This window comes from Rhodothermus bifroesti (assembly GCF_017908595.1).
GTDB lineage: Bacteria > Bacteroidota > Rhodothermia > Rhodothermales > Rhodothermaceae > Rhodothermus > Rhodothermus bifroesti.
The window spans coordinates 103,354-128,944 of the sequence record NZ_JAGKTL010000002.1 but is presented as its reverse complement, the minus strand read 5'-3'; the positions used below and the strand labels follow the sequence as shown (position 1 = coordinate 128,944).

General features: G+C 54.6%; 19 protein-coding genes. 6 read left to right on the top strand and 13 right to left on the bottom strand.

Features of this window, described 5'->3' with window-relative positions:
• Position 1 precedes the first annotated feature (1 nt).
• On the top strand, positions 2–946 hold the full coding sequence (locus tag J8E65_RS04245; protein WP_237181648.1) for an HDOD domain-containing protein: 945 nt from the start codon (positions 2–4) through the stop codon (positions 944–946).
• 34 nt (positions 947–980) lie between these two features.
• Here the strand turns inward: J8E65_RS04245 and J8E65_RS04240 are convergent, their stop codons facing one another.
• From J8E65_RS04240 to J8E65_RS04230, 3 genes are all read right to left on the bottom strand, one after another.
• Entirely contained in the window at positions 981–1,553 is a 573-nt protein-coding gene (locus tag J8E65_RS04240) for a hypothetical protein (RefSeq protein WP_210374168.1), read from the bottom strand.
• A gap of 99 nt (positions 1,554–1,652) precedes the next feature.
• On the bottom strand, positions 1,653–2,981 hold the full coding sequence (locus tag J8E65_RS04235) for a glucose-1-phosphate adenylyltransferase (RefSeq protein ID WP_237181647.1): 1,329 nt from the start codon (positions 2,979–2,981) through the stop codon (positions 1,653–1,655).
• Complete coding sequence (locus J8E65_RS04230) at positions 2,978–4,450, bottom strand: glycogen synthase (RefSeq protein ID WP_210374167.1); 1,473 nt, start codon at positions 4,448–4,450, stop codon at positions 2,978–2,980. Before J8E65_RS04230 ends, J8E65_RS04235 begins: the two co-directional genes overlap by 4 nt.
• A 147-nt stretch (positions 4,451–4,597) precedes the next feature.
• Here J8E65_RS04230 and J8E65_RS04225 point away from each other — a divergent pair, with 147 nt between their 5' ends.
• Positions 4,598–8,008, top strand: a complete 3,411-nt coding sequence (locus J8E65_RS04225; protein ID WP_210374166.1) for a coiled-coil domain-containing protein — start codon at positions 4,598–4,600, stop codon at positions 8,006–8,008.
• On the opposite strand, the gene aroC is transcribed toward J8E65_RS04225, so the two are convergent.
• The 4 genes from aroC to J8E65_RS04205 are packed head-to-tail and all read right to left on the bottom strand — an operon-like array spanning position 8,005 to position 15,013.
• Complete coding sequence (gene aroC / locus J8E65_RS04220) at positions 8,005–9,219, bottom strand: chorismate synthase (RefSeq protein ID WP_210374165.1); 1,215 nt, start codon at positions 9,217–9,219, stop codon at positions 8,005–8,007. The two genes, J8E65_RS04225 and aroC, sit on opposite strands and share 4 nt — an antisense overlap.
• A gap of 45 nt (positions 9,220–9,264) precedes the next feature.
• A complete protein-coding gene (locus tag J8E65_RS04215; RefSeq protein WP_210374164.1) occupies positions 9,265–10,875 on the bottom strand; it encodes a Do family serine endopeptidase in 1,611 nt (536 codons plus the stop codon).
• 2 nt (positions 10,876–10,877) lie between these two features.
• Positions 10,878–11,786 (bottom strand): lysophospholipid acyltransferase family protein, encoded by a 909-nt coding sequence (locus tag J8E65_RS04210; protein WP_210374163.1) that lies wholly within the window; start codon positions 11,784–11,786, stop codon positions 10,878–10,880.
• Entirely contained in the window at positions 11,783–15,013 is a 3,231-nt protein-coding gene (locus J8E65_RS04205) for a sensor histidine kinase (protein WP_237181646.1), read from the bottom strand. The genes J8E65_RS04210 and J8E65_RS04205 overlap by 4 nt, the downstream gene beginning before the upstream one ends.
• 307 nt (positions 15,014–15,320) lie before the next feature.
• Between J8E65_RS04205 and J8E65_RS04200 the strand changes: the two genes are divergently transcribed.
• From J8E65_RS04200 to J8E65_RS04190, 3 genes are all read left to right on the top strand, one after another.
• Positions 15,321–15,527 (top strand): hypothetical protein, encoded by a 207-nt coding sequence (locus J8E65_RS04200; protein WP_237181645.1) that lies wholly within the window; start codon positions 15,321–15,323, stop codon positions 15,525–15,527.
• Between the two features lie 148 nt (positions 15,528–15,675).
• On the top strand, positions 15,676–16,815 hold the full coding sequence (locus J8E65_RS04195; protein ID WP_210374162.1) for a glycosyltransferase: 1,140 nt from the start codon (positions 15,676–15,678) through the stop codon (positions 16,813–16,815).
• A complete protein-coding gene (locus tag J8E65_RS04190; RefSeq protein WP_210374161.1) occupies positions 16,803–17,318 on the top strand; it encodes a thioredoxin family protein in 516 nt (171 codons plus the stop codon). The genes J8E65_RS04195 and J8E65_RS04190 overlap by 13 nt, the downstream gene beginning before the upstream one ends.
• Positions 17,319–17,352: 34 nt before the next feature.
• Here J8E65_RS04190 and J8E65_RS04185 read toward each other — a convergent pair whose 3' ends face one another.
• From J8E65_RS04185 to J8E65_RS04165, 5 genes are all read right to left on the bottom strand, one after another.
• A complete protein-coding gene (locus J8E65_RS04185) occupies positions 17,353–19,092 on the bottom strand; it encodes a bifunctional sulfate adenylyltransferase/adenylylsulfate kinase (protein WP_210374160.1) in 1,740 nt (579 codons plus the stop codon).
• Between the two features lie 29 nt (positions 19,093–19,121).
• Positions 19,122–20,897 (bottom strand): SLC13 family permease, encoded by a 1,776-nt coding sequence (locus J8E65_RS04180; RefSeq protein WP_210374159.1) that lies wholly within the window; start codon positions 20,895–20,897, stop codon positions 19,122–19,124.
• Between the two features lie 27 nt (positions 20,898–20,924).
• Positions 20,925–21,887, bottom strand: a complete 963-nt coding sequence (locus J8E65_RS04175) for a UDP-glucuronic acid decarboxylase family protein (RefSeq protein WP_210374158.1) — start codon at positions 21,885–21,887, stop codon at positions 20,925–20,927.
• The gene (locus J8E65_RS04170) at positions 21,884–23,278 is read right to left on the bottom strand and encodes a UDP-glucose dehydrogenase family protein (protein WP_210374157.1); all 1,395 of its coding nucleotides are present in this window, start codon (positions 23,276–23,278) and stop codon (positions 21,884–21,886) included. The genes J8E65_RS04175 and J8E65_RS04170 overlap by 4 nt, the downstream gene beginning before the upstream one ends.
• Positions 23,279–23,500: 222 nt before the next feature.
• A complete protein-coding gene (locus J8E65_RS04165; protein WP_210374156.1) occupies positions 23,501–23,938 on the bottom strand; it encodes a tetratricopeptide repeat protein in 438 nt (145 codons plus the stop codon).
• Positions 23,939–24,076: 138 nt separating this feature from the next.
• On the opposite strand from J8E65_RS04165, the gene J8E65_RS04160 reads away from it, so the two are divergent.
• The gene (locus J8E65_RS04160; protein WP_210374155.1) at positions 24,077–25,153 is read left to right on the top strand and encodes a mannose-1-phosphate guanylyltransferase; all 1,077 of its coding nucleotides are present in this window, start codon (positions 24,077–24,079) and stop codon (positions 25,151–25,153) included.
• A 6-nt stretch (positions 25,154–25,159) separates the two neighbouring features.
• Here J8E65_RS04160 and J8E65_RS04155 read toward each other — a convergent pair whose 3' ends face one another.
• Positions 25,160–25,582: a secondary thiamine-phosphate synthase enzyme YjbQ gene (locus J8E65_RS04155; RefSeq protein ID WP_210374154.1), complete on the bottom strand. Its 423-nt coding sequence runs from the start codon at positions 25,580–25,582 to the stop codon at positions 25,160–25,162.
• Between the last annotated feature and the right edge of the window lie 9 nt (positions 25,583–25,591).

Below are 25,591 nucleotides of genomic sequence, written 5' to 3'. Positions count from 1 at the left end.
CATGCGTGCCCTCTGGCCAACACTTCAACCCTCAATGTCCAAGACCGAACGGCCTATTCCGGCGACGCGCTTCAGTCCGACGCCGAACTTGAACGTTCGCTTTCCGCCACTCCCACGTACTGCAGCCGAAGTCGCTCGGATGCTAAGCGAAGAAAGCGCTGACCCTAACCTCAAGCAGCTCATCGAGATTGTACACGCAGATCCCATTGTCACGCAGTTGGTCCTGCGCCGGATCAATTCGGCTTATTATGGCCTGCGGCGCCGCGTCAGTGAGATTCACAAGGCCATAGCCCTTTTGGGTTTTTTGGAAGTCAGCAACATCGTCCTTACCGCGGCCATGCTGCAGCTCCGCGAGTCGGTTTCAACCCGAGAGCAGGAGCATATTTTTGAGCAGCTCATGCAGCTCAGCATTGGCAGCGCCATCTATGCGCAACACTTGGCCCAGTGGCTAGGTCTTCCTTACATGCGCCGCGTGTTCACCATGGGGCTGCTCCACACGGCCGGGCGCCTGGTGCTGCTCTACAACCGTCCAGATGACTATGAAGCGCTTTGGTACACAAACGAAGATGGGGCAGTCCCTTCCGCCGAGGCCGAGCATAAAATTTTTGGCGTCAGCTATTTAGAACTCAATGAAAAAGCTGCACAAGAATGGCACCTACCGGAAGAGTTAGGCCAGATTTTGAGCGCTTTAGAGACGCCCCATACGCTTTCAACGCCTGAACTGCAACTTCAAGCCGCACTGGTTGCTACCGGTAGCGCTTTAGCCGAACAGTTGCATCTTTCAGGAAAAAGCGTTCCCGCACTTCCATCACAGGCAGCCCTGTTGTTACATCAGGGCCTGAGCGAGTCTGAACTGGTCAAGCGCATCTCGGATATCCGTCCACAAATAGAGCACTACATCCACATGCTCCTAAAGGGCAATGGAGAGAGTGCAGCTGCGTCGTAAAAACAAAGAATCTGCCTAATTACCAGGCGGATTCCTATGGATTGCCTTGGGTTAAACTTTCGAGTTGTTGTTGCACCAGTTTGCGCAAAAGGTAAAGGGGCGAATTAGCCTGGACGTTTTGCAGGCGCGCATACTGGGGAGGTACAACCGCAAAGAAATAGCGCGGCCCCACAGAAACGGCTGATATCCGCTGAGCCGTCCCTACGTGCTGCGCCACAGACCATGCCACTTTAGCATACTGGTCTTCGAGCGCCGTAAGGTTTGCCAAGATAGCGTTCAGCGTGCGTTGTGCACGTCGGTAATCCTTTGGGTGAGCCTTTACAGCTTGTGCCCACTGTCCAAAGGTAACCAGAGCCTTTTGGTGCGCCTGTAAAATCGCTTCGTATTGCGCCTGGTAAGAGGAAAGTTCGGGGTAGCGATCCAAAAGCAATCGCAGCGCTTCTGCTTCGGCCAGTGCTTCCTGCAGTGCGGCAGCGGCCTGTTCATTAAGCGCCTCGATCTGCTGTAACGTTAGAGATACGCCTTCTGGATAACCATAAAAACGACACCCAGCGAGCATCAGTCCCAAAACCAAACCGGCCCCGTACAATTGTCGCAAATGCGGCATAGTATTCCCTAGAGATCTATCGATGGTTTTAAAAAATCCGCATTTTCTATGGCAAAAAGAAGCAATGCGTGCGCTTTTCAGGGCTTTTTTGCACAGCGTTTAGATAATGGTACCGTCAGGAATATGTGCATTTTTGGGGAGCACCACGATCCCGTCGCGGATGTAAAAATTCGGTCCCTCGCCCTCCTGCACCTGATCCCGGTTTTTGATCACGCAGCGCCGACCAATGCTGACGTTTTTATCGATGATAGCCCCTTCTACGTAGGACTCCTCACCAATCCCAGGATTTTCAGGCCCTTCTACCGGATCGCGCACCTCGGGGTCATGCCAAGGATAGTAATCAGCCCCCATCATCACGACATTTTTCACCGTAGCATTTTCGCGAATAACTGAGCGGATGCCAATCACCGAGTTGACGATCTGGCTATTGACGATCACGCTACCTTCGGCAATAATCGAATCTTGTACAAATGAGCTTTGCACCTTAGCCGGAGGTAGCATATGCGCATTGGTGTAGAGCGGCATTTGCGGATTGTACATATCGAAAGGAGGGTGCCGCTGCGCTAGCATCAAATTGGCCTCGTAAAAGGAGCGGATCGTCCCAATGTCACTCCAGTAGCCCGTAAACGGATAGCTCACCACCCGAAAGCCACAGATCGCTTTTGGAATAATTTGCTTGCCAAAGTCGTGGTCCGTTGGGTTTTCTTCGAGCAGTTGGCGCAGAACTTCTTTGCTGAAGACGTAAATCCCCATAGAGGCTAGGTAAATGCGCCCCTGAGCCTCCATTTCGGGCGGCACAGGGCTTTCTTTACCTGCCAGCTCATGCAGGGGCGGTTTTTCATAGAACTCCGTAATGATTCCCTCTGCGTCGGTTTTAAGAATGCCAAAGGCAGGCGCTTCTTCAGCCCGCACCGGAATGGTAGCAATTGTCACGTCAGCTTGTTTGGCTCGGTGATAAGCCAGAAGCTGGCGGTAATCCATTAGATAGAGCTGGTCGCCCGAAAGGATGAGTACATAGTTGTGCCGAAAGACAGCAATATGCGCCATGCTGCGACGCACAGCGTCGGCTGTTCCCTGAAACCACTCACGCGACGAAGGGGTCTGCTCGGCCGCTAAGATTGAGACAAATCCGGACCGGAACCGGTCAAACCGATAGGTCTGGACGATATGCCGGTTGAGGCTAGCTGAATTAAACTGGGTCAGCACAAAAATGCGGTTGATACCCGAGTTGATACAGTTGGAAATGGGGATATCGATCAGCCGGTACTTGCCAGCCAGCGGTACTGCAGGCTTTGAGCGCATCAGTGTGAGCGGAAACAACCGACTGCCGACCCCGCCTCCTAAAACAACCGCAATGGTCTGTTCACTTAAGCGTAGCGTTTCTAAATCTAACGAAGCAGAAAACGCCTGTTGCATGGTTCTATTCATTTAGAGGTTACTGGAATGAGGCTTTGATACAAAGCAATATATTCCTGAGCCGATCGGTCCCATGACCAGTCTTGCTGCATGCCGTTACGCTGCAATTGCTGCCACAGCTTCGGCTGTCGATAGGTTAGCAGTGCCTGCTGCAGGGCCTGTAGCATCGCTTTGGGCGTAAAGGATTCAAATCGGAACCCCGTACCGGTCTGGGTATGTGGATTCCAAGGCATCACGGTATCGCGCAGCCCACCTACAGCATGCACTACGGGTACAGTCCCATAGGTCATCGCATACAGCTGGTTGAGCCCGCAAGGCTCTACCCGAGAAGGCATCAGCAGTATATCGGCCGCTGCATAGAGCTGGTGGGCCAGGGTATTGTTAAATTCAAAACGCAGCACCAGCCGATGGACTGCGTCGAAGTTTTCCAAGCGCTGCTTTAAGGTTTCTAATGCGGCATGATATTCGGGCAAGCCCGTGCCCAATACAACGACAGAAACGTCTGGATGCCTTGGCAGAAAGCGTTCTAATCCACGCACAAGCAGGTCTATTCCTTTTTCTCGCATGAGACGCCCGATAAAAATCACCAGCGGCTGCGTAGGATCAAGGCCTAATGCCCGACACAGGGCTTGTTTGTTTTGTTGCTTACCTTCTAGCGTCTCTGCGGTATATGGAGCAAAGAGCAGTGGATCGGTAGCTGGATTCCAAACTTCCGGATCGATGCCATTTAAAATACCGCGCATTTTGAAGGCCACACGCTGAAACACCTCGCGCAGTCCAGCAGCCATATCGTCCCGCTCCTGCAGCTCTCGGGCATATCCAGGACTGACCGTCGTTACGGCATCGGCCCAAAGCATACCGGCTTTGAGTGCATTGAGTTGGCCATGATGTTGCAGATCCTCTGGTCGCGCAACAGGCACCCCGATTTCTTTCCATATCGACCAGTCATAGCGCCCCTGATGTTCTGCATTGTGTACTGTCAGCACTAGCGGTAACGTAGCCCAGTCCTGATAGGCAGGGTCCTCACGCAGCCAAACCGGAATCAAGGCTGCATGGTGGTCATGCAAATGCAGCAGATCAGGTTTAAGCACCTGGGCTTTGAGTATCGTCAATAATCCCTGTTGAAACACAAAAAACCGATCCCCCTGATCGGGGAAGTCTCGGCCGGTAGCAGGATCTTGGTAAATGCCTGGCCGCTCGAAGTGCACAGGCTCCTCCCACAGGTACACCGGGAATCCCAGCACATGGGCTGCCTGTTGCCAGAGGCGATAGTGCAACACCCGGCCACGGTACCGCAAGCGGCCCTCATGCACCAATGTTAAGCTTGCAGGATCGACATGCGCATCCCCAAAGCGGGGCATAAACACGGCTGAGTTCACCCCTCTCCGGTTTAAAAACTTTGGCAGTGCTCCCAGCACGTCGCCAAGCCCCCCAACTTTGGCAATAGGTGCACACTCAAAGGCTACATGGAGAATATCCATAAAGGCAACCACCAAAAGCACTTTTCTTAAAAATACATCATTCACCGTCAGAATCGCGCCAGAGAATACAAAAACTTTGTTACGTGCCCCTGAAACCCGACTTGGTGCCCTGGGTACATGCTGCAAAAGCGCCCAAGGCTTGCAGGCATGACCGAAGCCCCTCACCCATCCATTGCATTACTGCAAAAACGCTTGGCCCAGACGCGGCGGCGCTGGATCGCTGCGCAGCTAACCATGGCTTTATTGCGGCTTGCAGGGGCTTTAGGACTCCTCTGGGGAGTGGCTTTGCTGCTGGAAGTTCTATTTTGGCTGCCAGCTACGTGGCGTACTGTGCTGCTTTTGGGGCTTGTGCTGGGTTCGCTCGCGCTAATTGTGTGGCATCTTGGCCAGTGGCTGCGGGCCTTCTGGCGCCTGGATGAGGAGCATCTGGCGCGTCAGATCGGTCGTCAATTTCCTGAAATCGCCGACCGGCTGCTGACGCTCTTGCAACTCGAGCGTGGCCGCTGCAGCTCGGCAGCTGCAGCACTCGTTAAGCGCGCCCAGCAGGAACTCGCCACGCAGATTATGCCGGTACCGTTCGAGCAGCTAGCTGCGCTGCGCCCTTCACACCGACTCCTCGGTATCGGATTAGGACCGCTCATCCTTTTGGGCTTGGGTTTTCTGGTAGCACCTGGGGCATTCAAGGCCGCAGCCACCCGCCTTTTCTCTCCTGGGCGCACGTTTGAACGCCCCCTCCCCTTCATGTTAATCGTGACGCCCGGAGATACCACATTAGCCCGCGGTGATACGCTACGGATTACGGCCACCTTGCAAGGCACGCACTTTCCCAAGCAACTTACGCTGGCGCTGCGGTATGCGGGTGAGTTGCAGCCAGAAACCTTTACCCTGATCCCCGACAGCCTCGGCCGTGCGCAGTTTACCCTCCCCAACTTACAACGACCGCTTCACTATCGCCTCGAAGCCTTACCTGCAGCTACTCCCTGGCATACAGTGACGCTTCAGGAGCGCCCTATAGCCCGAGGCTTGCAGCTTACGTTGCATTATCCGGCCTATACCGGTCTGCCTGCGCAAACGCTGCCCCTCGACGTAGGTCATGTCACAGCACTGCCCGGCACGCAGGTATACCTTCAATTCCTCACGGCCGGTGCCCCCGTAGCCCAAGCGGCCCTCCGCTTCGATAATGGCGCTATAGTGCCGCTAAGGCTCCAGGACAGTCTTGCCCAAGGTAGCTTTGTCCTGCTTCAGGAAGGTACTTACTGGATTGAGCTGCAAACGGCCGATGGGCTAACCAACGTAGACCCCATTCGCTACCAACTTAAACTCTTACCCGACGAAGCTCCAATCATCACCCTCCTTCGGCCCGAGGCAGCCTATACCCTGGATGATGCCCTTGAGGCACCTTTGCTGGTGCGCGTGCATGACGACTTTGGGTTTACAGGGCTTCGGCTTTACTGGCGCTTAGCTCAAAGCAGCTTTCGGCCCGTAGAAGCTGAGTTCAGCTACCGCACTTTGCCACTGACGATCCCTAGGCCGCTCGACCAGGAAATCGAATATCGCTGGGAGCTGCGCGCCGACGGCCTGGAGCTGGTACCGGGCGACGTACTCGAATACTACCTCGAAGTGTGGGACAATGATCGCGTTTCAGGCCCTAAAGCTACCCGCACTCCCATACAACAGTTGCGTTTGCCCTCACTGGCTGAGCGCTATGAAGCCTTGGATGCCGCGCAAGACAATATCGCCCAGGGTTTAGAATCACTGCGCGAGCAAGCCGAGCAGCTGCAAAGCACGTTTCAGGAACTCCAAGAAACCATCCGGCGCACCCAACAGGCTGGATGGAACGAGCAACAACAGGCCGAGCAGCTCCGCCAGCAACAGGAAGCCTTAGAGGAGCAGGTCGATGCCTTGGCCAAGCAGCTCGAACATCTCGCCCGTGAGATGCAAGTCAACCAGCTCGTTAGTGAAGAGACGCTCGAGCGGTACCAAGAGCTGCAGCGCGTTGTGGAAGAAATCCGTTCACCTGAACTGCGCCAAGCCCTTGAGCAGCTTCAAGAAGCCCTACGCGCCCTAGACCTTCCACGCATGCTGGAAAACCTGGAGCACGTCCGCTTCAACGAAGCCCAGTTCCGGGAGCGAATCGAGCGTGCCTTGGAACTTTTTAAACGGCTACGCACGCAGCAGCAGCTTGAAGAAGCTGCTCGCCTTGCTGAAGCATTGGCCCGTACCGAAGAACGCCTGGCTGAACAGACACAGCAACTTCAGCAACAGACCGCTGCCCAGGATACAGCCACAATGCCCACTCCCGAAGCGCTTGCGCGTCAGCAAGAAGCAGCCAGCCAAGAAGCGCAGCAGCTTGAACAACTCCTCGAAGAAACGCGCCGTCAGATGGAAACCCTGCGAGGCACCCCCCGCCAAGCAATGGACTCATTGCAACAAAGCCTGCGCAGGCTTTCCTTGCCTGAGCGCATGCAGCAAAACGCGCAGCAGCTTCGCCAAGGAGACTTTTCTGGAGCGCAGCAGGAGCAGCAGCAAATGCAGCAGCAACTGGAAGGACTAGCTGCCCGCCTGAGCCAGCTGCGGCAACACATGGAAGGGGGGCAACTTCAGCTTAACGTTGCTGGTCTGCGCCAGGCCCTTCGGCACGTACTCCTGCTTTCAGAAGCTCAAGAAACGCTACGCAACGAGCTCCAAGCCCTGCGCACAGACCGTCCCCCAGCAACGCTAGCGCGCCGCCAGGAAGGACTCATCCAAGGTACCCGAACAGTTACCGACTCCCTTCGGCAACTGGCGCGCCGTATTCCTCAAATGGAGCGTGCCGTGCAGCAAACCGCCAGCGAAGCCCTTCGGGCCATGGAGGCTTCTGTATCGGGCATGGCCGAAGGTACAGCGCGCCTGGCCAGTAGCAACCAAACCCTGGCAATGATGCACCTAAATGAACTGGCGCGTATGCTGGCAGACTTACTTGAGCAGTTGCAGCGACAAAGCGCTGGCGGCATGTCGCTCGCGCAGATGATTCAGCAGCTTCAGCAAATGGCTGGCGAGCAGCAGCAACTCAACGATCAGATCCAGCAACTTCTAAACGACATCCAGGGAACGCGCTTGGTCACGGATCAGCTTGAACGCATGCGCCAACTGGCCAGGCAGCAGGAGGCCATTCGTCGCCAGCTTCACCAGTTGGCCCGCGACCGCGAAGCCCGGCGCCGTCTGCTAGGCGACTTAGACGCTTTAGCCCGCCAGATGGAAGAAACCGTTCAAGAACTCCAACAGGGTCAGCTCGACCGCCGTACCCTTGAGCGCCAGCGCCAAATTCTCACTCGCTTGCTTGAAGCCCAGCATTCCATTCGAGAGCAAGATGAAGAACCCCGCCGCCAAAGCCGTTCGGGCGAAGACGTAGTTCGGGAAAGCCCACCCGAGCTTACGCCTCAGCAAGAACTTGATCGGTTGCGGCGCGCGCTTATCGAAGCCCTTGAAAGCGGCTACGCTCCCGACTACGAAGCACTCATCCGTCGCTACTTTGAACTGCTCGAACGCTTACAACAGCCAGCACCTCAAACGCCTTAGACTTTATGCAGGGCGTTAGACGACCGACAGGTCACTTCTTGTTCGTAGCGATGGTGGATTTCTTCGAGGCTGTCGCCACCGAACTTTTCTAAAAAGGCATTCGCAATTACAAAAGCCACCACTGCTTCGGCCACTACCGAAGCTGCCGGCACACTCGTCACGTCGCTACGCTCGTAGCGCGTCGGCTGCGCTTCCTTGGTCGCGATATCGACGGTATCCAGCGGCTTAATGAGCGTAGGAATAGGTTTCATGTAACCGCGCACCACGATCGGCATGCCGGTTGTCACGCCTCCTTCGAGGCCACCAGCATGGTTTGAGCGGCGCCGAAACACACCGTTTTCAAAGACAATGGGATCGTGCACTTGAGAGCCTGGCAGCGATGCAGCAGCCACCCCATCGCCAATTTCCACGGCTTTTTGGGCCTGAATCGAAAGAATGGCCTGCGCCAGTAACCCGTCCAGCCGCCGATCCCAGTGCACGTAGGAACCTAACCCCGGCGGCACACCAGTAACGATGACCTCATAAATACCTCCCAGCGAGTCTCCCTGCTTTTTGGTTTCCTGGATATGTTCAATGGCGCGCTCCGTCAGTTCTGGATCCAGCATGCGCACCGGGCTTTGATCGGCTGCACGGTAGAGCGCCTCAGCACCTTCGGACAAAAGCGCTGAAACGCGCGCCTGCCAATCCTCAGAACGCTCATAGCCTACTTGGCCGATACGCAACACGTGACTGCCAATCTGGATGCCAAACTGGCGTAGCAACTGCCGCGCTATCGTGCAGCAGGCAACCCGCATAGCCGTCTCCCGTGCACTGGCACGGTCGATCACAGGCCTTAGGTCGTCAAACCCGTATTTTTGCGCGCCGACCAAATCGGCATGCCCTGGGCGCGGCAGCGTGATCTTTTCGATGCCTTCGCCACTTCCCTCGGTAGCCATTACCTCAGGCCAATGGGCCCGGTCTTTATGATAGGCCGCGTTATCGATGCGCAGTGCAATAGGGCTACCAATCGTCTTTGAAAAACGAACCCCAGAATAAATGTGTACCCGGTCTTCTTCGATCTTCGCCCGTCCTCCCCGTCCATAACCTTGCCATCGGCGGGCCAGTTGTTCGTTGATTACCTCAGCTGTTAACGGCACGCCCGCGGGCATGCCTTCCACAATACCGATCAATGCTTCGCCGTGCGACTCACCGGCTGTCAGATAGCGCAGCATGCAACGCCCAAATGCTTAAGATTGAGTGGTATATCCAGAAGGCTCTTAGCGCTGAACCGATATAGGTTCGGGTACAAGCACCTCGTAAAAGGCAATCGTACCATCGCGTTTCTTTACCCGAAAGAGTACGGCTTCGGTCGCCTCGAATTCTTCGAGCAAAGCCAGCACATCCTCCAGTGCAGCAACCTCAAAACCTTCGATTTGCAGGATCACCACATCACGTGGCAAACCTGCTTCATCAGCCACACTACCCCGAGCTACGTAAGCTATATAAACGCCCGAGTTCACCTTAAAGGTCTTATACTCCTGATCACTCAGATCGCGCAGTCCCAAGCCCCAGTTTTCCAAGTTAAACACACTGTCAGGTGCTGGCTCTTGAGGTGATTCCGGAAGCGCTGGAGCCTGCTGGGTCAGCTCGCTGAACCACTCTTGATAGGCCGAGGTCTCTCTGCCCATAAGCTGGGCCTGCAAATGCAGGCGCTGCGCATTACGCCACACTTCTAAATCAATCCGATCTCCTGGACGATAGCGTGCCACCACGCTTTGCAGCTCATTGGGTGCGTTGACCGCGCGCCCATTGACAGCTAGTACCACATCACCACTTTGCAATCCGGCCTGGTCGGCTGCACTGCCTTTGCGCACTTCGGTAATCAACACGCCCTGCACGCCGGGCAATCCCAGAAGACGCGCCTGGCGCGCATCGATTTCCTGAATCGATACGCCTAAATAGCCACGCTGCACTTCCCCATAGGCAATCAGATCTTCCACAACACGGGCTACCAGATTAACCGGCACGGCAAAGCCGTAACCTTCATAGGCCCCACTTTCGGTAGCAATAGCTGTGTTGATACCGACCAGCTCGCCGCGTAGATTGACCAATGCCCCTCCTGAATTGCCTGGATTAATCGCGGCGTCGGTCTGGATAAAATCTTCTACGCGGAAAAAATCTTCGATAATGTTCACCTGTCGCCCCAGCGCACTCACAATCCCTGCCGTGACTGTAGAGGTCAGCCGAAACGGATTACCGATGGCCAGCACCCATTCGCCCACTTGCAGCTCGTCTGAATTTCCAAAAGCAACAACCGGAAAAGTTTCGCCTGAGCGTGGCGTGATCTTTAGTACTGCCAGGTCTGTGGAGCGATCAAATCCGATCAACCGGCCCTGATATTGTCGCTTGTCGGCTAGGGTGACCAGAATTTCCGCAGCGTTCTGGACTACATGATAGTTGGTCACAATGTATCCATCCCGGCTAACCAGTACGCCACTGCCTACGCTTTGGCGTGGTGTAAACTCCTGGAAAAATGGCTCCTGATTCGGATCCATTTGCCGTAACCACTTTTCTCCTCCAGCGCGCCCAACGCGCACTTCGATGTAGACCACCGCAGGCGTTACGCGCTGGGCTACCTCTCGAAACACCTGATTGAGCACCACGGGATCTACGGTTATCTGCGCACCGTTTCGCCCTGGCAACGTCACCGCACCTACCGTCTCACCGCCTCCCAGCTGCACACGCTCCACGATGCGGACCGGCTCAGCCGGAACTTGATAGCGCTGCATGCGCCATGTAGTCCATAACCCTCCACCCAATAGTCCCACAAGCAGCAACCCCAAGGCGCTGACGATCCAAAGAATACGCCGACCTGCCCTACTGGCCATATTTAGCTATTACCCCAACGTTCGGATGAACTGCTTTCAGAGACCGCAGCTGAAGCGGATTGTTTCGCCGTTGAAGCAGGAATTTTTTGCATCGGCCCAGCTGTATCAACCGTTGCCTTAAGCATTGCCTCATACAATCCTTGTACCACTTCAAAGGCTTCCTGTGCCAGCTGTTTACGCGTTTTATGAAGGGTAGAAATAGGCCGACCTACGCGCACCTGGAGCCGAGCCCGACGAAGGCGCAGCCAACGACTTAAATGCCGCACAAACGACACCTGCGCATGCCAAGCTAGCCATTGGCGTTCCCTGCCTGAAGCCGGTTTGCCGTCGACTTCCTGGATGCAAAGGCTTACCGGTAAAACCCAACTTTGAGGCATACCGGCAACCGCCTCAAATGCGCCCGTTTTAAACGGCTGCACCGCATCCCCCCTGCTGGTAGTTCCCTCTGGGAAAACCAACACGGGCACTCCGGCCTGCAACCGCGCCCGCACTTGTTGCACAAAATGGGCTGATTGCGTCCGGCGCTCACGGGCGACAAACAACACACCGTAGCTACGGCAAAGCCAACCAATCAATGGCCACCGCCTCAGCTCTGCCTTGCCGACAAACGCTACTGGCCAGCACGTAGCCAGAACAATTGGATCTAAGGCGCCCAAGTGATTGGCCACCAAAAGTCCGGGCGTACCCGTCGGCAGTGCCGCATTGGAGGCGTCCACCTCCAACCCCATGATCCGGCACAAAAAGCGGCATCCTTCCTGCTGCCGCTGCGCCCGAAACAACGGCTGAGCCTCCGATGGCAAGCGCCGCGCTTGCCGATTGGTCGCTATGGTATAGCGCAGCGCAATATAGAGCAGCTTCGGCAGGCGCCCTAAAAGTCGCCCCCATGCCTGCACGCTTCGGAATACACTCATGAGGTTGAAATGTACGCGCGCGCTTTGGGATCCGATTGCGTTGTAGGCACTGCTACCCGGGCAAACGTTACCGTAAACGTACTACCTTCACCTTTTTTACTCTGCACCGTCACCGTACCTTCCATCAGCCGCACTAACTGGGCCACAATGGCCAAACCCAATCCGCTGCCTTCATACGCCCGATCCAATCCTGACGACTCTTGGCGAAACTCCTCAAACAGGTGCGGCATAAATTCCTCTGCAATGCCAACACCGGTATCCCGCACCGCAATGGCTACCTGGGTTGGTGAAGCATCAACGACAATCTCTACCGATCCAGCTTCTGTAAACTTGATCGCATTACTGACCAAGTTAATGAGCACGCGTTCTAGCGCTTTGGGATCCAGCATCGCGTACACAGGCGTCTCTGGCAGCTTTACGGTAAAGGTTAACCCTTTCTTTTGGGCCAGGGCGCTCATGAGCCGATGCACTTCCTGCACCTTTTCTCCTACGTCGACGGGCACCCGATGCAGCATCATGGCTCCTGCACGGAGCTGAGCCAAATCTAAAATGGCATTGATTGTTTCTAGTAAGCGCTGCCCACTTTCTTCGATCAATTCTAAAAATTCGTGGTGATGGGGCTTATCGGTTTCCTCTTTTAGCACAGCAGCAAATCCCAGAATAGACGAAAGCGGCGTGCGCAGCTCGTGCGAAGTGGTTGAAAGCAACGTCTCCTTGGCCGCGTTGGCATCTCTAAGCTGGCGACTGAGCTCCTGCACACGCCACGTGAGGTAGTTGATCCGATCTTCAGAAATCAACGACTGCTGAATCCGCTGGGCTGCCTGCTGCACCCGGTAGTGCCGCCATGCTAGCCCGATGGTGGTAACAGTTAGTAGCACATAAGCCATATAGGCCCACCAAGTACGGTACCAGGGGGGCAATACCCGGATCACAATAGTGGCTACTGGCGTGGTAAATCCCCAGGCGTTGCGCGCCCGCACATGAAAGCGATACGTCCCTTCCCAAAGATTGGGATACAGCCGCTGCGTAGCCGCTGTCCAATCCGACCACCCTTCGTCTACTCCTTCCAGACGAAACTGATACCGGTTTTCTTCGGCTCGAATAAAACTAGGTAGCGCAAATTCAAAATGCAGATCGTTAAAGGCATAAGGGACTTCAAGCACAAACTCAGGCGGCGGCTGTGCCGAAAGGCGCCCGTCTGATCCCACAAAGGTTCCGCCAAACAGCACCCGGTCGCCCGAAGTAATGCGCCGAATAAGTACCGACGGCGGTTCAAGCGCTACTCCTTCTGGGAGGGGCAAACGTGGATCATAGCGAATCAGCTGATCTCGGTTGCCAATCCAGACAATCCCTTCGCGATCTACAAAAATCTGTACCGGCCACCCCCATGAAGGGTAATGCAGCACCAAAGGCGTCTCAAAACGATAGCTGCCGTCCGGCTGCAGCCGTGCAATGTCAACGTGCGTTGGAAAAACAAGCCAGACCTTCCGCTCAAAATCCACAACCAAGGCAAGTAGTTCTTCATGACCCTCATGCCCTGGAGCCATCAACGCTTCGTAAGGCTGAAAAGCCGGCTTTTGATCTGGATTAAAGCGAAAAATCCCCTCTTTGGTAAAAAAAAGCACCCTCTCACCCAACAAAGCCAGCTGCACTTCGCTTCCCGGCAGCCCATCTTCCAGCCCATACTCTGTAATAATGGGCTCACTTTCCCATCCCTGTGGAAACTGCAGCTGGGCCACCCGCCCCCCTCGCAAACTTAGCCAAAGGGTATGATTTTCCTGAACAACTCTGAGTACTTCTCTACGTAAAGAAATTTTTTTTATAAGGTCGCTATACCAAAAGCTAGTATCAGAATTATATCTAAAAATAAGTAACCCACTACTTGAGCCTACTGCAATAAAATGATTCAAATCACTTAATGAATAGGTCAAGCCTGAAGATATTTTCCTTAATAAGGAAGGTCTTTTGTAAGTCCTTAAACCCTCTCCTGTGGCTATAATCATTTGATCACCAATATACAGAATACCAAAAACTTGAGACCCAATACCGTCTATCTTCTCAAACCTCCGTTGATGCATCGGACGATAAAAGAGCCCTGTACTTGTGGCAGCATATAAAGTATCGTCCTTATACGTAATTTGATACATAAACCCCTCTAGCCCTAGTCGTTTATCGAACACCGACAGATAGGGCACTGCGTCGGCACGGGCAAGGCCACGACTGTTCAGCGCCATCCATAGGCTTCCTTGACGATCGGTATACACATAGTTTACCCAGCCATCTGGAAGGCCCGCTGTTTCGTTAATAACCTGCATGAGCCGTCCTTGTCGGTCGATCACTACTACTCCTCCCCCTAGTGTAGCGAGCGCATAAAATCCTCCAGGCATAGCACAGCCGTGGTAGAGCGGATAGGACCGAAGCAAGGGGTCGGCCTCGCTTGGAAAGGGCTGCAACGTTTGTCCATCATACAGCCAAAGCCCATCTTCGCGCGTTGCAATCAAAATTTGATCGGTACCGTAAGGCATCATGGCATAAATACGCCGATGGGCAAAGTGCTCACCCCTAGGCACCAGGTGTAGTCTACCCTGCTTGATGGTCTGCAGCCCAATGCTGTCTTGCCGCACATAAAACCGTCCCCGTACTGCAAAAGCCGTATGAAAGCGGGTGGAGGCACGCCAGACGCGGAGCGCACTCCCATCCCACAGAAAAAGCCGCTTATGCGTCTGAAAGTACACGCCCTCTGGCGTAACCCGCACGCTCCAGACGTCCCAAAAGTCACGGTCTACTGAGTCGGCAATAGCTTGCACCAGCGAAGTGTACCGCAGCGTGCCTAAAGAATCGGTCCACACATAGCCAAACTCCCCCTGTGCGCCCACATAAAGCCTTCCGGAAGCGTCCACGTCTAACGAGCGTACCACCGTGCGAGACAAGACTGGCAGTAAGCGCCAGCGCACACCGTCGAATTCCAGAATGCCATCATAGTTGGCCACGTAGATCACGCCACGGTGATCCTGTACCACTGCCCAATTTTGCGGGAACTGCCCGTACGTCTCTGGGCCATAATGCACCAGGTGTAGCGGAAAGCCAGCATGCAGTTGATATAGTCCCTCCTGGGCATAGAGCGTCCCCACACTCCCGGAAAAGGTTAAGAGCATCCATAAGCTGAAGCTGCGTCCGAGCAGCTTTCCCCATCCCAGCAGTCCACACCGTGCAGTCGTAGGCGTCATGTGAGCTTGAGCGTTGCGCAAGTGTATACAAGTATCGGGAAAGTCAAAAGTGAACTCAAGGGGTTATAGAGCTATTCCAAATAGGATAGAGGATTCATCCAAATAACCCGCTCTCAAGTTAGTTTCTTCTCTCTTTGGAGGTCCAATCTTCTGTCATAGATCTTATGCTCCATGCGCCGATATGGACCTGTTCTTACCTTCTGATTCTGGGTTTTTGGGCATGCGCTCTTATCCACATGATCCTAAATGTGCGTGTGCCATGAAAAAGTTTCTGAAGCTCCTAGCACTGTTAGCCGTTCCGACCCTGATGATGACCGGTTCGCTCACGCTCAGCGGCTGCAGTGCCGATGCCCTAACGGGTCCTGTCGTATCTGCAGAAAGTGGAGGAAGTAATGGGAGTAATAATGGGACGGGCTCGACCAAAACCGGAGCAGGCCATAATGAATACACCAGTAATAATGGGAGTAATAATGGGACGGGCTCGACCAAAACCGGAGCAGGCCATAACGAATAAACCGACAATCAGGCGGTATAGTTATCAAAACTGAGTAGTATGCTCTACTCGGGGTATAAACCCGGCTTTAGGGCCGGGTTTTATTTTTTATGTTGGGGGAAAGTGCTATTTTCTAGAGGCTTTAGTGATTTTTAGTAAATAGTGGTGCATGGTGGGCTGTGACGTATGCTTTGCCCTCATTGGGTCAGTGCCGCACAACAGTCGGGCGCTGCGGCAGCTGAGGGCTTTGGTAGCGATGGGTTTGCACGTTGAGGTTTATGCGGTAGCTCCACCAGCCGAGCTGCCTATCGATTTGCGTACGCAAGCTCATTACTATCCCTTGCCGCTGCCCCCAGGTCGGGGACCGCGTTTTTTTTGGAAAGCGCATCGCGCCGTATTTCAGGCCGTGCGTGCCTGTCGTGCCCGCGTGTACCATGCCAGTGATCTGTTTGTGCTTCCCGCCTTAGCTAAAGTGGCTCGCCAACATCAAGGCCGGCTGGTTTTTGATGCGCGTGAGCGTTATCCATATACACCGGGCACGATAGGTCGTCCTTGGGCCCAAAGGTTTTGGCGTGCGCTTGAAGCCCATTACATCCGGCAAGTCGATCTAGTGCTTACGGTAAGCGAAGGCTTGGCTATCCACTTGGTGCGCGATTATGGCATTGCGCCACCGCTTGTTTTGCATAATGCCCCTGCTGAGGCGGCTCGTCCTGACCCTGAAGTTTCCCTGCGGCGCCGGTTGCAACTTCCGGATCAGGTCGTGCTCTTTTTGTTTCAGGGGAATCTTCGACCTGGTCGGGGCTGTTTGCTTCCGCTCGAAGTGTTACCTCAAGTGCCCCGTGCCGTACTGGTCTACTTAGGCGACGGTCCATTAGCGCCAGTCATTCGCCAGCGTGCCCTGGCTTTGGGCGTGGCCGACCGAGTCCATGTACTTCCTCCTGTTTTGCCAGACGCTTTACTATCCGTTACGGCTTCGGCCGACGTAGGGTTAGTCCTGTTAGAAGATGTATGTCTCAACCTGCGGCTGTCGTTGCCCAATAAGCTGTTCGAATACCTAGCTGCTGGTGTGCCTGTACTGGCCAGCAACTTGCCAGAATTGCGCCGTGTGGTGGAAACCTATCAGGTAGGCTGCATCGTTGATCCCCGAAATGCTGATGCGCTTGCTGCAGCCATGAGGCGCCTGGTTGAAGATGTGGCGCTGCGGCGTCAGTTGGCCATCAACACGGGCACAGCATTTGCAGCCCATAGCTGGGCCCAAGGGGCTCTCCGTTTTCAAGAAGCTTACCGAAAATTGCTATGCGCTACGTAAAATGCCTCGGCTTACTGAGCCTAATGCTGTTGCCTTTCCTAACGGCTCAGGCTCAGTCTTCGCTTTTCGACCCTGCCATCACGGCCCCTATTGGCTGGAAGCGTGTCGAGGAAGCCATGGCCGCTGCCGCCAAAAGCGGCAAAAGGGTGCTTATCGATATTTCAGCACCATGGTGCCCTTGGTGCCGTCGCATGCAGCATGAGGTGTATACCGACTCGGCTGTAGCGAGCTACCTGAAAGCGCACTTCGAGTTTGCCCGCTTAAACGGCGAAGACACTGCCCGCAAGCTCAAATTCTTAGGGTACGAGCTCACAGAGGCTGAACTGGCGCAGGCGTTGGGTCTAACGGGATACCCCACCACCGTTTTCCTAGAGCCAGACGGGACCTATATCACCCGTGTGCCTGGATTTGTGCCTACCGACACATTCCTTCAGGTGCTACGCTTCATTGGCTCTGGGGCTTACCAAAAGCAGAGCTTCGAGGAGTTTGCGCGCAGGCAGTGATTAAAAAGCCCCGGCCTGGGGCCGGGGCGCTGCGTTACAAAGCGTTGTTTTCCTCTTTGCGTAGGTATCCTTCTCGATATAGGTACTCAAGGATTTTTTCAACGCACTGCTCGACCGACTCTTCGGCCGTGCGGCAGATAATTTCAGGATTACGGGGCGGCTCGTAAGGGTCGTCAATGCCAGTAAAGCCCGTAATCAATCCTGCTCTGGCTTTTGCATAAAGCCCCTTAACATCGCGCTGCTCGCAAACCTCAATCGGCGTATCTACATATACCTCAATATACCCGCCGAAGCTGCTAATGAGCTTTCGGTTGTACTGACGATCGGCTTCGTAGGGTGCAATAGGCGCACAAATTGCGATGCCCCGATGCTTGGTGATTTCACTGGCTACGTAGCCGATGCGCCGCACATTAGTAGAGCGATCCTCTTTAGAAAAGCCTAAGCCTTTGCTTAAGTGCGTACGCACCACATCACCATCAAGCAGCGTAACAGGCCTTCCCGTTAGCTCCAATAGGCGCGTCATGAGCGCGTTGGCAATGGTCGATTTGCCCGATCCGGAAAGACCAGTAAAAAATACGGTAAAGCCTTGTTGATGGCGTGGAGGATGGGTACGACGCAGCTCGGCTACCACCTCAGGATACGAGAACCACGCAGGGATATCTTCACCTGAAGTCAAACGCCGTCGCAATTCAGTACCAGAAATATCCAGCGTGCGCTCTCCTTCTCGGACCTCGTCGATGGGTTTATAGCGGTCTTCGTCGGGCACGTAGACCATCATCTTGAAGGGAATCACCCCAATACCCAGTTCTTCCTGATGGGCTTGTAAGAGCTCTTGTGCATCGTAAGGTCCATAGAAAGGCTTGCCGCTGCTATCGACACCTGGACCGGCATGGTCGCGACCGACGATTAGGTGCGTGCAGCCATAGTTTTTCCGAATGATGGCGTGCCAGAGGGCCTCACGTGGGCCACCCATGCGCATGGCTAGGGGCAAGAGGCTGAGCATAGCCCGATCTTGGGGATAGTACTTGAGCAGTTTGCGATAGCAGCGCACGCGGGTGTAGTAGTCAATATCCCCAGGCTTGGTCATGCCCACAACAGGATGGATGAGCAGGTGGCCGCCGACCTCTTCGGCTGCGCGATCGGTCAGCTCCTTATGTGCCCGGTGCATGGGGTTACGTGTCTGGAAAGCCACCACCCGTTCCCATCCCCGCGCTTCGAATATGGCCCGAAGCTGTGCTGGGGTATGTCGTAGTTCCTTAAAATCGTAATGTACCGGAAGTTGCACGCCTTCGAGCGTCCCCCCCACGTAATAGTCGCCCGCTTCGTGCATCAGGTAGGCTACAGCTGGATGTTCCGTGCTTGTGGTGCCAAAGACCTGCTGGGCTTCTCGCAACTTGTCAGGTTTCCAGACGTCTTCAACGTGTAAGACAGCCAGTAGCAAGCCAGTTGGATCACGCAAGGCTACTTCATCGCCAGGATTAAGCGTACGGGCTACGGCTTCCGAAACGTCCAGCGTTACTGGAATAGGCCACAGCAGTCCGTTTTGAAGCCGCATCTCTTCAACAACCCGATCGTAATCCCCTCGGGTTAAAAAGCCACGCAGTGGCGAAAAACCCCCATTGAGTAGCAACTCCAGGTCGCAGAGCTGGCGGGGTGTAAGCGTCAGCGAAGGCAGCGTAAGTGCTTTTTCTTTTAGTACTTCTTGCCGAGACTTCGGGACAATCAGTTCGCAGAGCGTCCCTCCATGGGGTTCAATGAGCGTTACTGTAGGCATGTCTCCTCACTTAGGTTAATGCATGGGTTTTATAGCCATCGTAAAGCGATGATGATCAAGCTGACCAGGAAGACCAGCATGGAGACTGGAGCTCCGGCCTTAACGTAGTCCATAAAGCGATATCCCCCTGCCGACATGACCATAAGGTTGGTCTGGTAGCCAAAGGGGGTCATAAAACCTGCTGAAGCTCCTATGGCAACCACGATGGCCAGCATTCGCGGCTCGAGTCCTAACTCGCCGGCCACGGAAAGGGCAATAGGTACCATCAAGGCAGCAGCTGCATTGTTGGCCAGTAGTTCGGTAAGGAGCATAGTTGCCAGCAAAATGCCTCCTACGGCAGCAAGCGGACCCAAACTGGCGGTCAACACCACCAGGCCATGGCCTACAAAATCGGCCAAGCCTGAGCGGCTAACGGCCTGACCAAGCCCTAACGCTGCAGCAATGACCACCAGCACCTGCATATCCAAAGCTTGACGGGCTTCACTACCGGAGAGGCAACGCGTCGCAATCATTCCTAAGGCTGCCGTAAATGCAGCTGTAACCAGAGGAACTCCAAAGACGCCAGCCAGGAGCACCATTCCGACAAAGACAGCTAGCGCAACCGGGGCATGCCGTGGACGCGGACGCGGGCGCTCACCGCGCCGAGGAGCCACCAGGTAAAACTCGTCCCGACGGGCATTCCAGCGCCGATCAAATCCGTTTCGGGCTTCAATCAAAAGCAAATCCCCGGCTTGGATCGGGATGCGTCCCAGCGAACCCATAATACGCTGACCCTGGCGCTGAATCCCTAGGACTACCCCACCATAGTGTTCTCGAAACTGCACCTCCCGGAGCGTTTTCCCTACCAGGTTTGAAGAGGGCGCCACTACGGCCTCAAAAAGGGGAAGTGCCTGCTTGGGATTTTCCTCAACCGAAGCTAGGGCGCGTTCCAGTCCTTCCCGCTCCAACAGCCGATCGATCATCTGGGCAGCGCCAACAAACACCAAAATGTCGCCGCCCTGAAGCACTTGCTCAGGGGCAGCCGGAATAACGCGGCCACTTCGGCGAATATGCACCAGGTAAGCTTCCCCCAAAGCACGCAAACCTGCTTCCTCGATCGTTTTACCTTCTAAGCGTCCTCCAGGCGTCACACGCAGCTCAAAAAGGCACTCGCGCAGTCCTTCGTCAAACGGCACCCTGTCTCGCTTTCGATTGGGGAGCAGGCGATGACCGAAAAGCCCTAAAAAGAGTACAACCACCACAGCTACGGGTAACCCCACCCATGTCAAATCAAACAAGCGCAGTCCGGGCAGTCCGGCCTGCATCAACAAACCCGAAACGACCAGGTTGGTCGAGGTGCCAATCAGTGTGATCATGCCCCCAGCAACAGTGACGTACGAAAGGGGGATAAGCAGCTTTGAGGGAGCAATATCATGCCGCTCGGCCCACCGCTGCACACGCGGCATGAGCATGGCGACGATGGGTGTATTGTTTAAAAAGCCCGAAAGCGCTGCTACCAGCGAACCCATCCGGAGAATGGTTCGCCCTACAGTGGGTTTGCGGGGAAAGAGTAAGCGATCCAGAAAAGCCAGCGCCTCGGTGCGTTGTAAACCCGCAGCCACTACAAACAGCGCAGCTACCGTCAGTACAGCCTCATTGGAAAAGCCAGCGAAAGCTTCCTTGGGCGTCAACACGCCGGAGAGCAGCAAAAGTCCAAGCGTACCCAAAAAGATGAGATCCGGGCGCGCCACCTCACGCACCAAGGCCACCACCATCGCAATGATAGCGGCAAGCGTAACCCAAGCCTGCCATCCCAAGGTCTCCATAATAGCCTGCCTTGACAGCCCATAGGTTTACCCAACTGTTGTGGCAACACCCAAGCGTTGTTTGAAGTACGCTAATGTCCGTCGCAATCCTTCGCGTCGGCTGACTTTAGGTTCCCATCCTAGCACCTGACGCGCTAACGTAATATCGGGCTGACGAATCTTAGGATCGTCGGCCGGAAGGGGTTTAAAGATGATCTCGCTGTTGCTGCCCGTTAGTTCAATGATTTCTTTGGCAAATTCCAGAATCGAGATTTCTTCGGGATTCCCAATGTTTACTGGCCCCACATAGTCACTCATCAAAAGGCGATAGATGCCCTCAACCAAGTCGTCAATGTATTGAAACGATCGCGTTTGGCTTCCGTCGCCATACACTGTGAGCGGCTCACCTTTAAGCGCCTGGGTCATAAACGTTGGCAGTGCCCGCCCATCGTCGAGCCGCATGCGCGGGCCATAGGTATTAAAAATGCGCACAATGCGTACGTCAACACCATGGTAGCGATGATAGGCCATGGTCATCGCTTCGGCAAAACGTTTGGCCTCATCATACACGCCTCGCAATCCAACCGGATTGACGTTTCCCCAGTAGGTCTCCGGTTGGGGGTGAATCAGCGGATCGCCGTAAACCTCACTGGTCGAGGCCAGCAGAAAGCGTGCACCTTTGGCTTTGGCCAGTCCCAGTGCCTTATGTGTTCCTAAGGCCCCTACTTTGAGCGTCTGGATCGGATACTTGAGGTAATCTACGGGCGAGGCTGGACTGGCAAAGTGCAGCACGTAGTCGAGGGGCCCCTCCACATAGATAAAGTTCGTCACATCGTGGTGAATAAAATGGAACCGCTCATGACCGATCAGGTGCGCAATATTATCTGGAGAGCCGGTGATGAAGTTATCCATGCAGATCACTTCGTGGCCTTCGGCCAGCAGCCGTTCGCATAGGTGCGAGCCGATAAATCCGGCCCCTCCAGTAATCAGCGTACGGGGTGAACGACTCATGCGTCTACTTTTCCGTCGGTGATATTTTCCAGTAGGTCTAGGCTTGGGTTTACGTGAGGCGGATAGTGTGGCCGGCCAATCGAGTAGTATTCAAAACCCATTTGGGCCATCCGCTCCGGGTGATAGAGATTGCGCCCATCAAAAATCAGCGGCCGAGCCAAAAGCTGGCGCATGCGTTGAAAGTCTGGGCGTCGAAACTCGTTCCACTCCGTACAGATCAAAAGCGCCTCGGCACCTTCAAGGGCCTCATACATTCCAGAAGCATAACGAATTGCATCGCCAAAAACGGCCCGGGTGTTTTCCATTGCCTCAGGATCAAAAACGCTCAGCTCAGCGCCGTAGTCAAGAAGTCCACGAATAATAACGTGCGCCGGCGCTTCACGCACATCGTCGGTATTCGGCTTAAAGGCCAATCCCCAGATGGCCAGCCGCCGCCCCTGAAGCTGCTGATTAAAGTAGTGCGCCACGCGCTCGACCAAAACCCGACGCTGACGTTCGTTCACTTCCAGTACTGCTTGGAGAATCTGAAAGTGATATCCGTGCGAAGCAGCGGTATGGGCCAAGGCCTTAACGTCTTTCGGGAAGCAGCTACCGCCAAAGCCTATGCCTGCATAGAGAAACTGCTTGCCGATACGGCTGTCGAGCCCAATGCCACGACGCACATCGTCGACATTGGCGCCCACACGCTCGCATAGGTTGGCTATCTCGTTCATGAAGGTAATCTTGGTGGCTAGAAACGCATTAGCCGCGTATTTCGTCATCTCCGAACTCCGCTCGTCCATGACAAGAATAGGGTTTCCTTGGCGGACGAACGGTTCGTAGAGCAGCGTCATCACTTCTGCTGCCCGTGGACTCCGCGTACCGATAATCACGCGCTCGGGCTTCATAAAATCCTCTACAGCCACGCCTTCGCGCAAAAATTCAGGATTGGAAACGACGTCAAACTGCTCACTTGCCCTCAGACCATAGGATTCAAAAATTTCTCGCACGCGGTCAGCCGTTCCCACAGGCACCGTGCTTTTGTTGACAATAATTTTGTAGCCCGCTTCAGGATGTGCGGCCATCCAAGCGGCAATCTGCTGGGCTACACCAAGCACGTACGATAGATCAGCGGAGCCATCTTCTCCAGGCGGCGTGGGAAGCGCCAAAAAAATCACTTCACTTTCCGGCAAGGCTTCTTCCAAAGAAGTGGTAAAATGCAGACGCCCTTCTCGGCGGTTACGCTCATAAAAGATCTCTAGGCCAGGCTCAAAAATAGGAAGCTTCCCGTTTTTTAGCTTATCAACTTTTTGGGCATCGATATCAACGCAAACCACCTCGTTGCCCATTTCGGCAAAGCATGTCCCGGTCACAAGACCAACGTAGCCTGTTCCAATAATTGCCAGCTTCATTGCACTTGCTCTCTGGGTTTAGACGCGTCCTAAGAAAAGCGCAAACAAGGGTCCTCGCATGCGCCAATAGTAAACGAGCAACTTAGCTTTTAGCCTGATGCATGTGCAGCTTTAGCGAAAATTACGGTGTAGGAGCACCCTGAATGAAGCCTTCTCAGCGTTCAAGGCGGTTTTAGGCAGCTTTTCATCGTTTTCTTGCCTACAAGGAGAAATTTTTGCCGCTTATCCCCACAGCTTCCATCCCAACCAGAGGCCCACGATAAATATACCTAAGCACCCACTGCGCTTTTCTGCGACGGCACCAACTGGTCTACTGGACCCCTTGCCTTCTACAGCCGATCGGCCTTCCAAAGGCTTGCTTCGGGGCGGCGTTTCCTGCATGCGCTGCTGCAGAGATCCTATGTGGCGCTCCAGTCGAACTAACCTTCGGCTTGGCCCTCGCTTACGCTCAATCTGCCGCGCCTTCTCAAACGCTGCTAAAGCTTTTTCCAATGCTCCTTGTTCTTCATAGAGTACTCCTAGCCGCTCATACGTAAAGCTCAAGTCACACCCCTCCTGCGCATTGGCCTCGTAGAGGGCCAGCGCTTCTTGCTTGCGGCCGGAACGCTCTAAGGCTTCTGCCTGCGCATTTCGAGCAAACCAAACGGCACGCGTGCTCATACGTTCTTTTCCTGCCTTCTTGCCTTTTAACAAGCTCTATGCCGTATCTTTTAGCAGTATGCCTTTTTCCAGGCAACCAGAGCCAGATGTTTGCGCATCACGGCGTGTTCATCTAACCTAACCCTTGGCCATAAACCTATGCTTTATGCTGTAATTATGGCAGGCGGCATTGGCAGCCGCTTTTGGCCCAAAAGCCGCATGAGCCATCCCAAGCAATTTTTAAAAGTTTTTGGCGAAGCCACCCTGCTGCAAAATACAGTGGCCCGCCTGCAAGGCTTGATTCCTCTTGAACATTGCTACATCGTCACGCATCGACGCTACGTCGATAAAACCCAAGAGCAACTGCCTGCCTTGCCTTTAGAGAATATCTTGGCCGAACCCTTAGGGCGCAATACGGCACCTTGCATTACGTACGCAGCTTTGAAACTCCTGTCCCGGGATCCTGAAGCGCTCATGGTGGTGCTTCCGGCTGATCATGTCATTCGTAATGTGCGCGCCTTCCATCAGACACTCCAGGTAGCTATTGAAAAAGCCCGCCAGCCTGGCGCTCTGGTTACCATAGGCTTGAATCCGACTTACCCTGCCACAGGTTATGGTTATATTCAATTTGAAGGCTCAACCGAACACTTGTTCGATGAGCCCCGCCCCTACCGCGTACGTACCTTTGCGGAAAAGCCTGACCTAGCCACGGCCGAGCGCTTCTTAGACTCGGGCGATTTTCTCTGGAACAGTGGCATGTTCATTTGGCGTGCGGATACCATTCTGAACGCCATCCAACGTTACTTACCCGATCTTTACGAAGCCTTTGAACCGCTTCGGCAAGCTTTGGGTACCCCTAAAGAGCCGCATCTGCTCGAAGAAGCCTACCAGGTTTGTCCCAGCATTTCCATTGACTATGGCGTCATGGAAAGGGCCGAAAACGTGTGGGTTGTGCCTGGCAACTTCGAGTGGAACGATGTAGGTGATTGGCGGGCCGTCTACGACCTAAGCGAAAAAGACGCCTTGGGCAATGCCCTCCAGGGCCACGTCATTGTGCACAATGCCAGCCGCAATTACGTCGATGCAGAACGGCGCCTGGTGGTACTGGTAGGCATCCATGACACGGCCGTTATCGACACTGAGGATGCCCTGCTGATTTGCCATCTGGAAAGCACCCAGCAGGTAAAAAACATTGTCGAATACCTGCAAACCCATCGGTTGGATGCTTACCTGTAAGGATTTTTAGGGCTCACCCCAAAGCGTCAGTACCAGTCGGCGGGCACCGCCATTGTGGCGATGTTCGCAGAGGTAAATGCCCTGCCAGGTGCCTACGGCCAGTCGGCCGTCGCGCACCGGCAGTAGGAGACTGCTACCGAGCAGCGAAGCTTTGATGTGCGCTGGCATGTCATCGGGGCCTTCAAGGGTATGGGCAAAATAAGGAGCACCATCGGGTACAGCGCGGCTAAAATACCGCTCAAAGTCGGCCCGCACTTCTGGACTAGCGTTTTCGTTGAGCGTTAAGCTGGCCGAAGTGTGCTGAATAAACACATGCAGCAAGCCGATGCGTACTGATCGGAGCTCGGGAAGCTGTGCCAGTACTTCGTCGGTAATCAGGTGGAAGCCGCGTGGACGCGGCTTAAGCGTGATGATGCGTTGTAACCACATGGCAAACCT

Coding starts and splice junctions, on each gene's coding strand:
- J8E65_RS04190 (WP_210374161.1), top strand. CDS start 16,803: ATGCGCTACGTAAAATGCCTCGGCTTACTGAGCCTAATGCTGTTGCCT.
- J8E65_RS04205 (WP_237181646.1), bottom strand. CDS start 15,013: ATGACGCCTACGACTGCACGGTGTGGACTGCTGGGATGGGGAAAGCTG.
- J8E65_RS04225 (WP_210374166.1), top strand. CDS start 4,598: ATGACCGAAGCCCCTCACCCATCCATTGCATTACTGCAAAAACGCTTG.
- J8E65_RS04175 (WP_210374158.1), bottom strand. CDS start 21,887: ATGAGTCGTTCACCCCGTACGCTGATTACTGGAGGGGCCGGATTTATC.
- J8E65_RS04240 (WP_210374168.1), bottom strand. CDS start 1,553: ATGCCGCATTTGCGACAATTGTACGGGGCCGGTTTGGTTTTGGGACTG.
- J8E65_RS04215 (WP_210374164.1), bottom strand. CDS start 10,875: ATGGCCAGTAGGGCAGGTCGGCGTATTCTTTGGATCGTCAGCGCCTTG.
- J8E65_RS04170 (WP_210374157.1), bottom strand. CDS start 23,278: ATGAAGCTGGCAATTATTGGAACAGGCTACGTTGGTCTTGTGACCGGG.
- J8E65_RS04195 (WP_210374162.1), top strand. CDS start 15,676: ATGGTGGGCTGTGACGTATGCTTTGCCCTCATTGGGTCAGTGCCGCAC.
- J8E65_RS04245 (WP_237181648.1), top strand. CDS start 2: ATGCGTGCCCTCTGGCCAACACTTCAACCCTCAATGTCCAAGACCGAA.
- J8E65_RS04155 (WP_210374154.1), bottom strand. CDS start 25,582: ATGTGGTTACAACGCATCATCACGCTTAAGCCGCGTCCACGCGGCTTC.
- J8E65_RS04185 (WP_210374160.1), bottom strand. CDS start 19,092: ATGCCTACAGTAACGCTCATTGAACCCCATGGAGGGACGCTCTGCGAA.
- J8E65_RS04210 (WP_210374163.1), bottom strand. CDS start 11,786: ATGAGTGTATTCCGAAGCGTGCAGGCATGGGGGCGACTTTTAGGGCGC.
- J8E65_RS04235 (WP_237181647.1), bottom strand. CDS start 2,981: ATGAATAGAACCATGCAACAGGCGTTTTCTGCTTCGTTAGATTTAGAA.
- aroC (WP_210374165.1), bottom strand. CDS start 9,219: ATGCTGCGCTATCTGACAGCCGGTGAGTCGCACGGCGAAGCATTGATC.
- J8E65_RS04165 (WP_210374156.1), bottom strand. CDS start 23,938: ATGAGCACGCGTGCCGTTTGGTTTGCTCGAAATGCGCAGGCAGAAGCC.
- J8E65_RS04230 (WP_210374167.1), bottom strand. CDS start 4,450: ATGGATATTCTCCATGTAGCCTTTGAGTGTGCACCTATTGCCAAAGTT.
- J8E65_RS04160 (WP_210374155.1), top strand. CDS start 24,077: ATGCTTTATGCTGTAATTATGGCAGGCGGCATTGGCAGCCGCTTTTGG.
- J8E65_RS04180 (WP_210374159.1), bottom strand. CDS start 20,897: ATGGAGACCTTGGGATGGCAGGCTTGGGTTACGCTTGCCGCTATCATT.
- J8E65_RS04200 (WP_237181645.1), top strand. CDS start 15,321: ATGATGACCGGTTCGCTCACGCTCAGCGGCTGCAGTGCCGATGCCCTA.